The following is a 14,075-nucleotide window of genomic DNA, read 5'->3' on the forward strand; positions in this document are numbered from 1 at the left end:
GGTTCTTCCGTTTAATAGATCATATCCGCGGATTTATTTAATCAATTGAGGTTTGAATGCTCAAAATAGTGCCATTAATCATTTGGCTGATGGTAGGCGCCTGCCTGCCTTGGGTGCAGGGGGCTGAGCGGACAAATTCAATCGATACCATTGTGTTATCGGCCTTAAAGGCCAAGCGGATCCCGCCCTCTGACCGGTGCACGGACGAGGTGTTCATCCGGCGCGTGTTTCTGGATACGATCGGGACGTTGCCCTCACCGGGTGAGGTGCGGCGGTTTCTCGCGGATCAGGATCCTGCCAAGCGGGATAAATGCATCGACCTGCTGCTTCAGCGGCCTGAATTTGCCGAGTATCTCGGGTTGAAGTGGGGGGATTTGTTGCGGATAAAGTCCGAATTTCCCAGTAACCTCTGGCCCAATGCGGTTCAAACCTATGATCGCTGGGTTCGTGAAAGCTTTCGCGCCAACAAACCCTACGACCAGTTCGTCAGGGAGTTATTGACCGCTTCCGGTAGTAATTTCCGCGCGCCTCCTGCGAATTTCTATCGCGCGTTCCAGGATCGTTCACCCCGGCCGATTGCCGACAATGTCGCCTTGGTCTTTATGGGGGTGCGCCTGTCGGCATTGGGCCTGTCAGAATCCCAGCTTCTGGGGTTCTCCGCGTTTTTTGCCAAAATCGGGTACAAGGGGACCGACGAGTGGAAGGAAGAGATTGTCTTTTTTAATCCGGACGGGAAGCTGGTGAATCCTGCCGATGGCAAGCCGGTCAAGCCCATGGCGCTGGACGGCCGGGTATTTGATATTCCTGCGGATCAGGATCCCAGGGCGGTATTCGCCCACTGGCTGACCGCCCCGGAGAATCCCTGGTTTGCCCGTGCCCTGGTGAACCGGACCTGGTACTGGCTGCTGGGGCGCGGCATTGTTCATGAACCGGACGATATGCGGACGTCCAATCCGCCCTGGAGTCCGGAGCTTCTTACCTTCCTGGAAAAGGAGTTCGTGGGACATCAGTTTGATATCAAGCCTATTTACCGGCTCATCCTGACCTCGCGCGTCTATCAGTTCTCTTCGGTGCCTAATCGACGGAATGCCTCCGATGGGTCCGGGTTTTCGCACTATCGGATCCGCCGGATAGAGGCGGAGCCTTTACTGGATGCCATCAACCAGATCACCGGATCGGGTGATAAATATACCAGCAGTATCCCTGAACCGTTTACGTTCCTGCCGGATGATCAGCGTGCGATCAGTTTGGCCGACGGGAGCATTGAGCTTCCTTTCCTGGAATTGTTCGGGCGTCCTTCGCGCAACACCTCCTATGAATCTGAACGGGTCTCCGCGCCCTCGGTGTTTCAGGCGCAACACCTGTTGAACTCCAGCCATATCCAGAAGAAGATCGAGAAAAGCTGGGTAATACGGCAGCTGATTACCGCGAGAGAGAAGGCGATCGCCAAGCCCGATGCCCAGGTGCTTAAGCAGGAAAACCAGAAGCTGATTGAGGAGCTTTATTTAAGAGTTCTCTCCCGATTCCCCTCTGCTCCTGAATCGGAGATCGCTGAATCCTATTTAACGTCGCCCAAACGAAATTTTAACGACTCTGTTAACGACCTGGCCTGGGCTCTGATGAATTCCAAGGAATTTATTTTGAAACACTAGACTCTATGAAACGACAACACGCTCCAAATGACATGGTGGGAACAGCTGTTTCACGACGTGACTTTCTCGGGTACGGCGCGCTGGGGCTGGCGGGACTGTTTCTGGGCCGCCTGCTGAATACCCGGGCAAATGCGGGCGAAGCCGGGGTTCCGAAGGCCGTGACGCGAAAGCAACGGGCGAAGTCTGTCATCCAGATCTGGCTCTGGGGCGGGCCATCGCATCTGGACACCTTTGATCCCAAGCCGGGAGCCGGCCGGGATTATTGCGGACCGTACACGAAGGCGCTGGCTACCAATGTGGCGGGCATCGAGCTGTGTCAGATGCTGCCCCAGTTGGCCAAAATGGCTGACAAATATGCCTTGTTGCGCGGCATGACCCATGGGAATAACAGCCATGAGACGGCGGCTTACATGGTGCAGACGGGCCGGAAATCGGATGGAGGCCCCGTGTGTCCCGGGATTGGCTCCCTGGTCTCCTACTTCAAGGGGCCGAATGGGGGCTACAAGGGCATGCTTCCGCCCTACATCACGTTGACGGCCCCGCAGGGGCGTTTCTCTGAGGCCGGCTTCCTGAGTTCCAAATACAAGCCGTTTTCAACGGGCGGTGATCCCGGTCGTGATCCTTTCGCGGTAGAGGGGATTGTGGCTGAAAACATTACCGACGCGCGCCAGCGGGAACGGCGTGACCTGCTGAAAGGAATCGATAGTTTTGCGCGAACCCTGCAGGCGGATGCGGGGGTCCAGGGCGTTGAGGCCAGCCAGAAACAGGCTTACGAAATGATTCTGGGTCCGGCGGGGAAGGCGTTTGCCATTGCCGATGAAAAGCCGGAACTCCGGGACCGCTACGGACGGACCAAGTTCGGGCAGTCCTGTCTGCTCGCCCGCCGGCTGGTGGAGCGGGAAGTGCCGTTCATCACGATCAATCACCAGGGCTGGGATACCCACAAGCAACATTTTCAGACGATGGGCAAAAAGCTGCCCGAACTCGATCAGGGGCTTTCGGCCTTGCTGCAGGATCTTTCTGACCGCGGGCTACTGGACAGCACCCTGGTCTGGGTCAGTGGCGAATTCGGGAGAACCCCGAAAATCCAATGGGAACCGCCATGGGATGGGGGACGTGGGCATTATGGGAAGGCCTTTTCCGCCCTTGTGGCCGGGGGCGGCTTCCGGGGTGGCTCGGTTGTCGGGAAGACGGATGAACGGGGCGAAACCGTCATTGATCGGCCCATTTATCCGTGGGACTTGATGGGGAGTATGTATGAGTTGCTAGGTATTGATCCCCTGGCCAAACTGCCCCACCCGCAGGGGTTGGACGTGGTGGTGTCGCCTCTGGCGAATCATGCGATTCCGGAAAAGGAAACGGGCGGCTTGTTAAGGGAGATCATGTGAGAATCGTCGCGGTCATTATAGGGTTGGCGTTCATCGGAATGGCCGGGGAGGGGCTGGCCCAGCGTGAGGCGGTCAAAAATCCCCACATCGGCTATGTGTATCCCGCGGGCGGAGCCAGGGGCGGTTCGGTGGAGGTTCAGGTGGGCGGTGAGAATATTTACGGAACTTCCGCTGTGCTCGTTTCCGGCAATGGGGTCTCCTTCAAGGTGATCAAGTCGGCGGATCCCTATGAGGGGAAAGAGGCGAAACAGAAAAAGCAAAAGAAGAAAAATGAAGCGGCCATTGATGAGGCGATTACCCTCAAGGCCACGATCAGTTCGAATGCGGCCCCCGGCGATGTGGAGTTCTGCCTGGTCACTCCCGACGGACTCTCCAATAAACTGATTTTTCAGGTGGGTCAGCTTAAGGAACTGGCCGAGGTGGAACCCAATAACAAAGCCAAAACGGCTTTGGCCATTCCGGCCCTGCCGGCGGTGTTGAATGGCCAGATCATGCCCGGTGATGTGGATAGCTTCAGTTTCAATGCTAAAAAAGGCCAGCAGATGGTGGTGGAAGTCGCCACCCGGGCGTTGGTGCCGTATATTGCCGATGGAGTGCCGGGCTGGTTTCAGGCCATTGTGACACTCCAGAAGTCCAATGGCGTGGAAGTCGGCGTGGCCGACAACTTTCAATTCAGTCAGGACCCTGTGTTGTTTTGTGAGATCCCTGCGGATGGATCCTATGTGCTGACAATCCGGGATACCCTGTATCGGGGGCGCGAGGATTTTGTTTATCGGATGAAAGTTGGGGCACTGCCTTACATCACCAGTATTTTCCCGCTGGGTGCCCAGTGCGGGGCGGGCCCGGTTCACGTGAGCCTGATGGGCAAAAATCTTCCTGGTGAGTCGCTTGATTCGGTCATGCCGCCACCCCATCCGGCGCCGGTGATGCTCGCCGTGACGAATGGCGGCGGCCTGATTTCCAACCGGGTCCCCTTTATGACTGAGGATCTGCCAGAACTCATGGATGGGGAGGCCCGGCCCGCCGGTCCCCCTCTGAAGGTGGTACTCCCGGTGGTGATCAACGGACGCCTGCTTACGCCAGATGAGCGGCGCGTGTATTGTTTTGATGGAAAAAAAGGACAGGCCGTGGTGATGGATGTCCATGCCCGCCGACTGGGGTCGCCGCTTGACTCGGGGCTGGTCCTCTCGAACGAGAAGGGCGAGAAACTTGCGGAGAATGATGATGCCAAAGACCGGGGCGAAGGGCGGCTGACACATCAGTCAGACTCCTCGCTCATGGTTACCCTGCCGGAAGACGGTCTTTACTTGGTGACCCTCAAGGATATGCAGGGACGGGGTGGGGTAGAGTATGCCTACCGGCTCCGGATCAGTCCGCCCCGCCCGGATTTCGAGTTACGCGTAACCCCCGCCGCGGTGAGTATCCCCAAAGGCGGGTCTGTTGTACTGACCGCCTATGTGGTCCGGCGGGATGGGTTCTCCGGGGAGATCAAGCTGGGGTTGGAAGCGCCGGCCGACGGGCTGGTTCTCGATGGCTCTGTGATCCCCGCGAATACCGACAAACTCTGCATGACCTTGACAGCCACCCGGCCGCGACCTGCCACGATGGTGCCCCATCTGATCGGTACGGCTGTGATAGAGGGTAAGCCTGTGGTTCGCCGGGGCGTGCCGGCAGAAAACCTGATGCAGGCCTTTCTCTATCAGCATCTGGTTCCGTTTGGTGAAGAGACGGTGATGGTCACGGGGACCAATGCTCCCTTCCGGGTCATTCCGAAATTTCCGCTGAAACCCTATTGGGAGTTGCTGCGGGGGAAGGAAGTATCGTTCAGGGTAGAGGCGATCCGGCAGCCGGGCTTTGAGGGGCCGATCCGGCTCCAACTGATCGATCCCCCTAAAGGGATCACGTTCCGGAATGCCAATATTCCCCCAGACAAGGATTCAGCGATGGTGGTGGTGAGAACCGAAAGCAAGGTCGTCTCCAATCTGGTCGGCAATCTCATCATATCGGGAACCATGCCGGTGGAGATGGAGGCCACGCCCGCTGAACGGGCAAAAGCCGAGGCCAAGGCCGCCCGGGACCGGGAGGTGAAGGCCGCGGTGCTGGGAACCAATACCCCGCCTCAATCGGTGAGTACCAATCCGGTTATTGCGGATCAGAAAATCCTGGTCCCGGAGGTCCCGAAACCCTTGATGATCAAGCGCCAATTGATTAGTCTGATCCCTGCTGTGCCTTACCAGATTATTGAACCGCCTCAACAGGCTCCCGCCCATGCCAAAACAAACTCAATCCCGAATCGAAAATAAAGTTCTCAGTTGCGGCCCCATTGATGCCGTGTGCTCACGGGTGATTCTGCCCTCCCGTACGGAAACCGTTCTGACGGCCTGCGGCCAGGATGCGGTCGGTCTCGAGCAGTGGCTGCATGACGAACTGATGACGGATCAGATCCGTCCGGTGCACCGCTTTGTGTTTGCCGGTGACCCCTATTTTCAGGCGTTGGGCAAGGCGTATCTGAAGGAGGATGGGACCCTGTTGCGGCACAAGGAGGCGGGCCTTCAAGAAGGGGGGATTTCCTCGGTTCAGGCGACGGCAATCACGGGGGTAGAGTTGTTAACCCTGCGCCAGGACGGGCGCAATGTCGGGGTGGTCTATGAAGATGACCAGGCCCGCTACTGCCGCTTGAGCGGGGTGATTCCGTTGGATTTGACCGCTTCCCGCGAAGGGCAGACGCGCGCCGTTCTGGAAATGCTGGATTGGATGCTCGGGACCAATGGCTTCCAGTTTACAGATACCGTACGTACCTGGTTCTATCTGGATCACCTGCTGGATTGGTACAAGGGTTTCAATGAGGTGCGGACGCGTTTTTTTGAAGAGCGCGGGGTATTCCAGAAACTGGTCCCGGCCAGCACCGGGATTGGCGCGACCAATCCCTGGGGCGCGGCCTTGACCTGTGACTTGCTGGCAATTCAACCCAAATCGGCGGAGGTCCGGATCGAGGCGGTCCCTTCTCCCCTCCAGAATCCGGCCTTGGATTACGCCAGTTCCTTCAGCCGTGCGGTGGAGATCCAGTTGCCCTCCTGCCGCAGTTTGCTGATCTCCGGTACGGCGAGCATTGATCCGGCGGGGAAATCCCAATATGAGGGGGATCCCGCCCGGCAGATCGAGCGGACTCTTGATGTGGTGGCCGCTTTGCTGGAGTCACGGGGAATGACCTGGCGGGATGTCACCCGGGGGATTGCGTATTTTGCGGATATCGCGGATCGCACCACCTTTAACGCTATCTCGCGAACCCGTGGCCTCCCTGGATTTCCTCTCGCCTTGTCGCATGCGGATGTTTGTCGTCATGATCTATTGTTTGAATTGGAAGTCGATGCCGTCAAAGTTTAGGAAACAAATTTTTATGAAGCGTATTTTCTCTATCGTGGTATCCATGTGGCTGGTTATGGTGCTCCCAGGGCTGGCCGGAAGTTCCATGGGGTGGCGGGGAGATGCCACCGGTCGTTATCCTACGGCCACACCTCCACTAGCCTGGTCGAGCACCAGCAATGTGGTGTGGAATACGCGGCTTCCCCGTTTCTCCAATGCGACGCCCTTGCTCATCAAGGACCGTTTAGTAGTCTGTGCGGATCCCGCCACGTTGATCTGTCTGGAGGCCGCCAGCGGCCGGATTCTCTGGCAAAAGACGAATGGATATGAGGACGTGCTTTCTCCGGTTCAACTTGAGCAGGCCCGCCAAGTCTACACCAATTTAAATACCTCGCCCAAGACCCATAACGTCGCAGGATTCACGTCTCCTACGCCGGTCACCGATGGACGTCGGGTGTATGTGGTGTTCGGGAATGGGGTGGCGGCCTGCTACGAATTAGATGGCACCCGGGTGTGGGCCCGGCTGGTGGAGCGGCCGACCCATCAATGGGGGCATAGTGCCTCCCCGCTGCTGATTGGCGGAACGCTCCTCGTGCATGTGCTTAAAATGACTGCGCTGGATGCCTCGACTGGGAACACGCTGTGGGCCACCGAATCACCGCCTGGATGGGGCACCGCTGTGGCCGCCCGGATTGGAGCCGGCGATGTGGTGATCACCCCCAAGGGCGATATCCTGAACCTCGCTGATGGCAAGAAACTGGCCCGCTCGGTCTCCAAGCTGGACTACTGTGCGCCGGTGGTGGAGGGGGACAAAGTCTATTTCGTGGAGAATGGCGGGAAAGCCATCCGCCTTCCCAGCACGATATCTGTGCCACTTACAGTTGAAACCCTCTGGCAGACCAGCCCGGCGGCGGATCGCTATTACGCGTCACCGGTGTTTTATAAGGACCGCCTCTATGCGGTTAACCAGAAAGGGGTGTTCAGCACGATCGATGCCTTGACCGGTGTGGTGTTGAACGAAACTAAACTGGAACTGGGCGGCACCTGTTATCCGAGCGTGACCTTGGCCGGACACTGTCTTTTTGTGAGCAGCGATAAAGGCGTGACGGTGGTGTTTGATCTGGATGAGGGCGGGAAGGAAGTGGCCCGCAACGTATTGGAACCCTTCCGGAGTTCCCCGGTATTTGACGGCACCTGTCTCTACATCCGGACCTTGGCCGGCATTTATTGTATCGGCCGGTGATCCATCCCTAAACTTCCTCTTATCACTCCGGGCGTAACTAGGTGGCGTTCGCCGTCCCCGGCGAACGTGTCCATAGTGTTGCGCTTAAACGGCCGCCGTTGACGTCAGCCACCGGTTGCACATGGCGTTTCTGGGTGGATCGATCACTTGGGGGGCGACGGCGACTCCACCTATTGGCCCAAGATGTCGAGAAAACCAAAATTCTGGATTTCCGGCGAGCTGGCAAAGTGACGTTATTCATAGGTGACGAGTAGTTAGTAAAATACTATATATAAATCTATGTCAGTGGATTTATATGGTTCGCAAAATCATCTTCCCTTCCAGCGGGACAAGCCCGCTGGAGAGGGTAACGCTCCCGATGGCGGCAAGCCTGCTAGGGTGGATCTTGCTCCCGATGGGCTTGTCCCATCGGGGCTGAAAATGGGCTTGGCTACACGACCGCCCCGCTATACCGCCCATAACCTCTCCAGCGCCTTCTCGCTGCGCTACGACTGGACGGGTTGGCCAAAGGAGGGAACCTCCCTGCCGCCTTCCGCAATTGATATCGCCCGCTCCCTAGCATCCCTGTGGGAGCAGGACGGACTCCGGCTCATGGAACCACACGCCACCGCCGAAAAAATCCAACTTCTCTTCAGTGTCACCCCTGCGATCAGCCCAACCTTTTTCACGATGCGGGTGAAGGGTCGGCTCCAGCATGCCCTGCGAAAAGCGGGAACACCGGTGCAATTTAGCCGCAAGGTGTCCTTGCGTAGCCTCGGCGAGAATATCACCGCGCAGGTGGCGGGGTATCTCCATAGACAGGTCGGCAAGGAAGGTTTCGTTGACCCGCGGTTTGAGAGGATTATGAGCGAATTCACCGTAGCGTGTCCGGAGGTTGTCCTGGCGGAGCCAGCCGCCTCGAGCAGCGGGCGATATTGGTATAACCTGCATGTCGTGCTGGTCGTGGCTGATCGGTTGAGAATCACGAATCCGGTGAAGTTGGGGCTACTGCGTGATGCCGTTTTTGTCGTGGCAGAACGGACGGGTTGCCAGATTGCGGCGCTGGCGGTGATGCCAGATCATGTGCATGCGGCTGTGCGGGGGAATTACGAGATGACACCGGAGGAGATTGCGCTTGCCTTGCAGAATGGTCTGGCGCAGGCGCTTGGGTGCCGGGTGTGGCAGGACGGGTTTTATGTGGGCACGTTTAGCGAGTATGACCTGGACGTTATCCGCCGTATCGTTGGGAAATCATAATCTCCTGTCGGGCAAGCCGACAGGGGGATAATCATAATCTCCTGTCAGGTAAGCCGACAGGGGGATATGCTCCCGGGCGGGCAAGCCGAGAGGGGGATATGCTCCCGGCGGGCAAGCCGACAGGGGGATATGTTCCCGGCGGGCAAGCCGGCAACAGTGGATGTGCGCTCCCGACGGGCTTGTCCCGTCGGGGCGGGAAAGTTTGTTTGCTTGCACTTGTCATGTAGCCCGCACTGTGCTGCATTATGGGCATAAACCTCGGCATATAGGGGCGGCGTCACTTATGCATGAAAACCAACGTGTGCTAGTTCCTGGTCGGAAGTGAGGAAATTTCGACAACGTGATAGGGGCCCTGATTGAATACCGGTTTAGCCGAGGCCGGCGGCTTCCACGGGAAGGGATCGGAATAGATCACCAGACTGCCGGGCTTGAGTGGTTTCGGGGCAAGCGGCAGCGGGGTAGGCCAATAGCCGGCTTTTAAAAACACCGTGCTTTCGTCAATGGCGGTCATGGCGGCAGATACCACACACGTTCGATCCTGCAACCGGGCCCACTCCACTAAGGCGGTCAGATCTTTTTCCGGAGGCTTCTGGAATTGGATGGGCAGGAGGTGGATGGCCAGACTCAGGGCCACGACCAGCAGGGCGGTGAGGGGGAGGCCGCACCGGTACCAGTGACGCAGGGGGCGCCAGCCCCAGGTGGCGATCCCATAAGCCGAGATCATGGCCAGCATGGGGTAAAGCGGGAGTTCATAGCGGGGCCGCTTGTCCGGGAACAGGGTCAGGCTAACTGCCCAGAGGCCTGCCCATACCGACGCCATCCAAAGCATCTGGCGGTGATGCCGGGAGACGGGTCCCTGCCACCAGCGGAACAGGCCTGCGAACAGGGCAATCATCCAGGGCCAATAGGACCGCCCGATTTCAATGGCGTAATACCAGACGGGCTCGCGGTTGCGATATCCCTGCAGCCGGGCCACCACTTCATGGCCGAAGTATTGCTGGACGAAACGGTCGCCGTAGAGGTGAATCATGGAGGCGTGCCACGGCAGGGCCACGAGCAGGGCGGTAAACATGACGGTCAGCACCGGAATGAGGGAGGGCCGCTCTCGGTGTTGTCTGCCGATCAATAGCCAGCCGAGAAGAATGGGGAGCAGCATGAGCGCCATCAGCGGTTTGCACATGAGGGCCAGACCTAGCGGGAGGCCTGCGAGCCAGAACAGGTGCCGGTGTGGGCTTTTCGCGGCCGCTATCCAGATCCAGGCGGCGGCCAGCATGAACAGGAGTTGCCACATATCGAGACAGATTTCCCGTGAGCGGCGGAAAAATTCATAGCTCAAGGCCATGATGCACCCGGTGAGCAGGGCGACGGCTCTTCCTGACAGGCGGCGGGTAATGCCAATGGTGAGGATCACGCATCCTGCGGCGGCGAATATGCCAGGGAGGCGTACGGCGGCCAGGGTGATGCCAAACAGATGCAGGAAGAGACCGTGAATCCAGAATACCAGAGGCGGCTTGTTGAAATAGGGGACGGCGGGATGTTCGTGCGGTGTCCAGAACAGGGCCGGGTTCTGCCAGGCTTGCAGCCCCACGGCGGCATAATGCGCCGTTTCAATCCGGAAATCGCCCTGTTCAAGATGAGGCAGGGTGACCGCCAGCAGGAGCAGGACCGGCAACGCATAGATCCAAAATCGTCGTTTCATAAGGATTGGTGCGTTGGAAGATATTGCATCTGGAGTCGGCTTGCACTAATTTTCTGGGATATGTTAACCACGCACATCGGGAAAACAATCGAGGAACGGGCCTTTGCCGCCCTGCTGGCGACGCTCTTCGCCATCACCTTCTCGATTGCACTGGGACAACTGTTCGCCGGCATCTGTCTGGGCCTCTTCCTCCTGGGCCTTTTCAGGAAACAGATTGTGTGGCGTAGTCCGCCCGGTAGCATGTGGGCGGTGGCCTTTATTGTCCTGGCAGTCATTCTCTCCGCCAGCCACGGGGAGGCGGCGGGACTGTGGCGGCGGGTCAGCCGGCTAGGCTGGTTTATCCTGATCCCGGTCACCGCTTCACTGGTGAACCGGCCGGGGCGTGACTGGAAAGTGATCGCGGCGTTTCTGGCGGGAGCGGCGGTACTCGGGGTCAAGGATCTCGTGCTCTACCCGATTCTGGCCGGGCTCAAGCCGGTACCGGATTACCTTACGGCGCTCATTGATAAGGGATCGATGACGGATGGCCAGATGCTGATGCTGGGCGTTGTGGGGACGGTGTTGGTTCTAGTGATGGCGATTAAGGATCGTCGATCCATCCCCTGGTGGGGCTGGGTGCTCCTGCTGGCGCAGGTGGCGGGGTTGCTGATCAACTTCAAGCGGGGCTCCTGGTTCTGCGCGCTGATTCTGATCGGCATCATGGTGTTAATGCAGCTCCGGTGGCGCGCCTGGCTGGTCATGGTGATAGGGGTGGTGATTTTTTGCGCCCTTCCGCCGGTTCAGACCCGGATGGGTCAATTGAAACGGGAATTTAATGTGGAGGGTGGTGGCCGGTTGACCATGTGGTTTAAAATTGCGCCCACCTTGATTCAGGAACACCCGGCCGGGCTAGGCTACGGCTGTTTGACCAACGATCAGATGCGGCAGGTGTTCAAACGGGTGGAGCCAAATCGGAATCACCTGCATGCCAATTGGGCGCAAGTGCTGGTTGAGACAGGCTGGGCGGGGCTGGCGCTGTATCTGGCCTGGATGGCGAAAATGCTGCTCAATAAACTGGCTTGGATCAGGCGCGTCCGGGGGAGAACGCTGGAGGAACGCGGGGTGGCGTGGGTGGCTTTTACCCTGCTGGTCGGTCTTTTGTTAAATGGCCTGGTCGAGTATAATTTTGGAGACACCGAACTGGTCTTTATTTATGCTTTTCTCATGGGGTTAACAGGAGCTTGCAACAGCAAGTCTGAGTCAGTAAAGTGACGCGCATTATGAAGCAGGACGAAAAATCTAAAGGTAAACCGGCATTGAGTTCGGTGTTGATTCAGACCGGGGTCCCGGCGGCGGTCGGACTGGTTTTCTTTCTGGTGGGCAAGCTGATAGCCGCGAAGGTGTTGTGGGGCGTCAGCGGGGTGTTACTCATTTCCGGGTTATTCATTCCTCCCGTGTTCAACCGGATTGAGCAGTTCGGGCGTTGGTTCGGGAAGTGGGCGGGACTAGTCATCACCTGGGTCCTGCTGGTGCCTCTATTCTTCCTCGTGTTTCTGCCCGGGCGCTTGATCTTGATGGTGCGCGGGATTGATCCGATGTGCCGGAAATTCCCGACGGATGCGCCCACCTATTGGGTCCCCCGCAAGCCGGTTACGAATCTCGAAGAATATAAGAGGCAATTCTGATGAATATTCTTGGAATCAGCGCGTTCTATCATGATTCTGCGGCGGCTCTGGTGTGTGACGGCGAAATCATCGCCGCCGCGCAGGAAGAGCGGTTTACCCGGAAAAAACACGACCCCAATTTCCCGTTGAATGCGGTCAAGTACTGCCTCGCAGAACTTGAAAAGCGCGGCGGCACCTTGGATGCCGTCACCTTTTATGACAAACCCATCCGCAAGTTTGAACGGATTTTAAAGACGTACTTCAGTACGGCGCCTGCGGGCTTACCCTCCTTTATGATGGCCATACCACTCTGGCTCAAGGAGAAGCTCTGGATCCCCATGGAGATCGAGGAAGCGCTTGAGAAGTGCGGGCTGAAAACCATTCCGCCGATCTACTTCCCCGAGCATCACGAGTCCCATGCCGCCAGTGCCTTTTTCCCGTCTCCTTTCCAGAAAGCCGCGATCCTGACGCTGGATGGAGTGGGGGAGTGGGCCACGAGCACCATTGGCCTGGGCGATGGCAATAAGCTGGAGATCCTGCAGGATTTACATTTCCCGCATTCACTCGGGTTACTCTATTCGGCTTTTACCTATTTCTGCGGGTTCCGTGTCAATTCAGGTGAGTACAAACTGATGGGGTTGGCGCCGTATGGCGAGCCGAAGTATGTGGATGTCATCTGGGACAATCTCCTGGATATGCGTGACGACGGCTCCTTCCGGCTGAATTTGAAGTATTTCGGGTTTGTCGATGGGCTCACCATGACCAATGACGCCTTTGCCGGGCTCTTTGGCGGGCCGGCCCGCTCCTCCGAGAGCGAAATCACCCAGCGTGAAATGGACATTGCCCGTTCCATTCAGGTCGTGACCGAGGAAATTGTGATCCGCATGGCGCGTCACGCCAAGAAGATCACAGGGGCGGATTATTTGTGTATGGCGGGCGGGGTGGCGCTGAACTGCGTGGCCAATGGCCGACTTCTGCGGGAAGGTATTTTCAAGGACATCTGGATTCAGCCAGCGGCCGGGGATGCCGGGGGCGCCTTGGGGGCGGCCCTCATGGTGGCTTACCAGGTCAAGCAGCACCCACGTCAGGCGGACAATGTGCATGACTTCATGAAGGGCTCGCTCCTGGGGCCGGACATTGAGGATGCGGCCGTGGACGCCTTTCTCAAGGCGAATCACTATCCCGGCCACAAGTTCGAGCGTCAGCCCTGGGCGGCTGAGATTGCCCGGCTCATTGCCGCGGAAAATGTCATTGGACTGGTTCAGGGGCGGATGGAATTCGGGCCCCGTGCGTTGGGGGCGCGCTCGATTATCGGGGATGCCCGTTCACAGAAAATGCAGTCGGTGATGAACCTGAAGATCAAATACCGGGAATCGTTCCGGCCCTTTGCTCCGGCCTGTCTGGCGGAACGGGTGAGTGACTACTTCGAGTTGGACCGGCCGTCTCCTTATATGTTGCTGGTGGCACAGGTCCAAAAAGCGCGTTGCAAAGGTCTGGAGGAGGCCGGCCGGCTTTCGATCCGGGATCGCATCAATCAGGTGCGGTCGGATATTCCCGCCATTACGCATGTGGATTATTCGGCCCGGGTGCAGACGGTGTCGCCGGAGAGTAATGCCGGGTATTACGCCATTATCAAGGCCTTCGACCAACAGACCGGGTACGGGGTGATCATCAATACCTCATTCAATGTCCGGGGTGAGCCGATTGTGTCGACCCCGGAGGATGCCTATCGCTGTTTCATGCGGACCGAGATGGATTATCTGGTCCTGGGCTCATTTATATTGTCGAAAAAAGAACAACCGCCCTGGCAGGACAAGGCCAATTGGCGGACGGAATACGCATTAGATTAAG

10 protein-coding genes are annotated in these 14,075 nt (G+C 57.9%); 9 read left to right on the forward strand and 1 reads right to left on the reverse strand.

Annotation, left to right across the window (positions count from 1 at the left end; translation table 11 throughout):
* The first annotated feature begins 56 nt into the window (after positions 1-56).
* The 6 genes from WCS52_11150 (at position 57) to WCS52_11175 (ending at position 8,882) form a co-directional block, all read left to right on the forward strand.
* Positions 57-1,652 carry a DUF1553 domain-containing protein gene (locus WCS52_11150; protein MEI6167741.1) on the forward strand — a complete coding sequence of 532 codons (1,596 nt, stop codon included), beginning with the start codon at positions 57-59 and terminating at the stop codon, positions 1,650-1,652.
* 5 nt (positions 1,653-1,657) lie between these two features.
* The gene (locus tag WCS52_11155) at positions 1,658-3,040 is read left to right on the forward strand and encodes a DUF1501 domain-containing protein (protein MEI6167742.1); all 1,383 of its coding nucleotides are present in this window, start codon (positions 1,658-1,660) and stop codon (positions 3,038-3,040) included.
* A complete protein-coding gene (locus WCS52_11160) occupies positions 3,037-5,343 on the forward strand; it encodes a hypothetical protein (protein MEI6167743.1) in 2,307 nt (768 codons plus the stop codon). The genes WCS52_11155 and WCS52_11160 overlap by 4 nt, the downstream gene beginning before the upstream one ends.
* Positions 5,309-6,424 carry a RidA family protein gene (locus WCS52_11165; GenBank protein ID MEI6167744.1) on the forward strand — a complete coding sequence of 372 codons (1,116 nt, stop codon included), beginning with the start codon at positions 5,309-5,311 and terminating at the stop codon, positions 6,422-6,424. Before WCS52_11160 ends, WCS52_11165 begins: the two co-directional genes overlap by 35 nt.
* A 13-nt stretch (positions 6,425-6,437) precedes the next feature.
* Entirely contained in the window at positions 6,438-7,646 is a 1,209-nt protein-coding gene (locus WCS52_11170; protein MEI6167745.1) for a PQQ-binding-like beta-propeller repeat protein, read from the forward strand.
* 279 nt (positions 7,647-7,925) lie between these two features.
* Positions 7,926-8,882, forward strand: coding sequence for a transposase (locus WCS52_11175; protein ID MEI6167746.1), 957 nt, complete (start codon positions 7,926-7,928; stop codon positions 8,880-8,882).
* A gap of 304 nt (positions 8,883-9,186) precedes the next feature.
* Here WCS52_11175 and WCS52_11180 read toward each other — a convergent pair whose 3' ends face one another.
* Positions 9,187-10,581, reverse strand: coding sequence for a glycosyltransferase family 39 protein (locus WCS52_11180; GenBank protein MEI6167747.1), 1,395 nt, complete (start codon positions 10,579-10,581; stop codon positions 9,187-9,189).
* Between the two features lie 60 nt (positions 10,582-10,641).
* On the opposite strand from WCS52_11180, the gene WCS52_11185 reads away from it, so the two are divergent.
* From WCS52_11185 to WCS52_11195, 3 genes are read left to right on the forward strand one after another with little or no spacing between them, the layout of a single operon-like run.
* Positions 10,642-11,832, forward strand: a complete 1,191-nt coding sequence (locus tag WCS52_11185) for an O-antigen ligase family protein (protein MEI6167748.1) — start codon at positions 10,642-10,644, stop codon at positions 11,830-11,832.
* Positions 11,833-11,840: 8 nt separating this feature from the next.
* Complete coding sequence (locus tag WCS52_11190; GenBank protein MEI6167749.1) at positions 11,841-12,245, forward strand: hypothetical protein; 405 nt, start codon at positions 11,841-11,843, stop codon at positions 12,243-12,245.
* The gene (locus WCS52_11195; protein MEI6167750.1) at positions 12,245-14,074 is read left to right on the forward strand and encodes a carbamoyltransferase; all 1,830 of its coding nucleotides are present in this window, start codon (positions 12,245-12,247) and stop codon (positions 14,072-14,074) included. Before WCS52_11190 ends, WCS52_11195 begins: the two co-directional genes overlap by 1 nt.
* Position 14,075: the final 1 nt, after the last annotated feature.

It is taken from the genome of bacterium (assembly GCA_037128595.1).
In the GTDB taxonomy this organism is placed as follows: domain Bacteria; phylum Verrucomicrobiota; class Kiritimatiellia; order CAIKKV01; family CAITUY01; genus JAABPW01.

Bases quoted from the DNA above. Each gene is read 5' to 3' on its own strand.
- WCS52_11150 (MEI6167741.1), top strand. From the start codon at position 57: ATGCTCAAAATAGTGCCATTAATCATTTGGCTGATGGTAGGCGCCTGC.
- WCS52_11175 (MEI6167746.1), top strand. From the start codon at position 7,926: ATGTCAGTGGATTTATATGGTTCGCAAAATCATCTTCCCTTCCAGCGG.
- WCS52_11165 (MEI6167744.1), top strand. From the start codon at position 5,309: ATGCCAAAACAAACTCAATCCCGAATCGAAAATAAAGTTCTCAGTTGC.
- WCS52_11155 (MEI6167742.1), top strand. From the start codon at position 1,658: ATGAAACGACAACACGCTCCAAATGACATGGTGGGAACAGCTGTTTCA.
- WCS52_11185 (MEI6167748.1), top strand. From the start codon at position 10,642: ATGTTAACCACGCACATCGGGAAAACAATCGAGGAACGGGCCTTTGCC.
- WCS52_11180 (MEI6167747.1), bottom strand. From the start codon at position 10,581: ATGAAACGACGATTTTGGATCTATGCGTTGCCGGTCCTGCTCCTGCTG.
- WCS52_11190 (MEI6167749.1), top strand. From the start codon at position 11,841: ATGAAGCAGGACGAAAAATCTAAAGGTAAACCGGCATTGAGTTCGGTG.
- WCS52_11170 (MEI6167745.1), top strand. From the start codon at position 6,438: ATGAAGCGTATTTTCTCTATCGTGGTATCCATGTGGCTGGTTATGGTG.
- WCS52_11195 (MEI6167750.1), top strand. From the start codon at position 12,245: ATGAATATTCTTGGAATCAGCGCGTTCTATCATGATTCTGCGGCGGCT.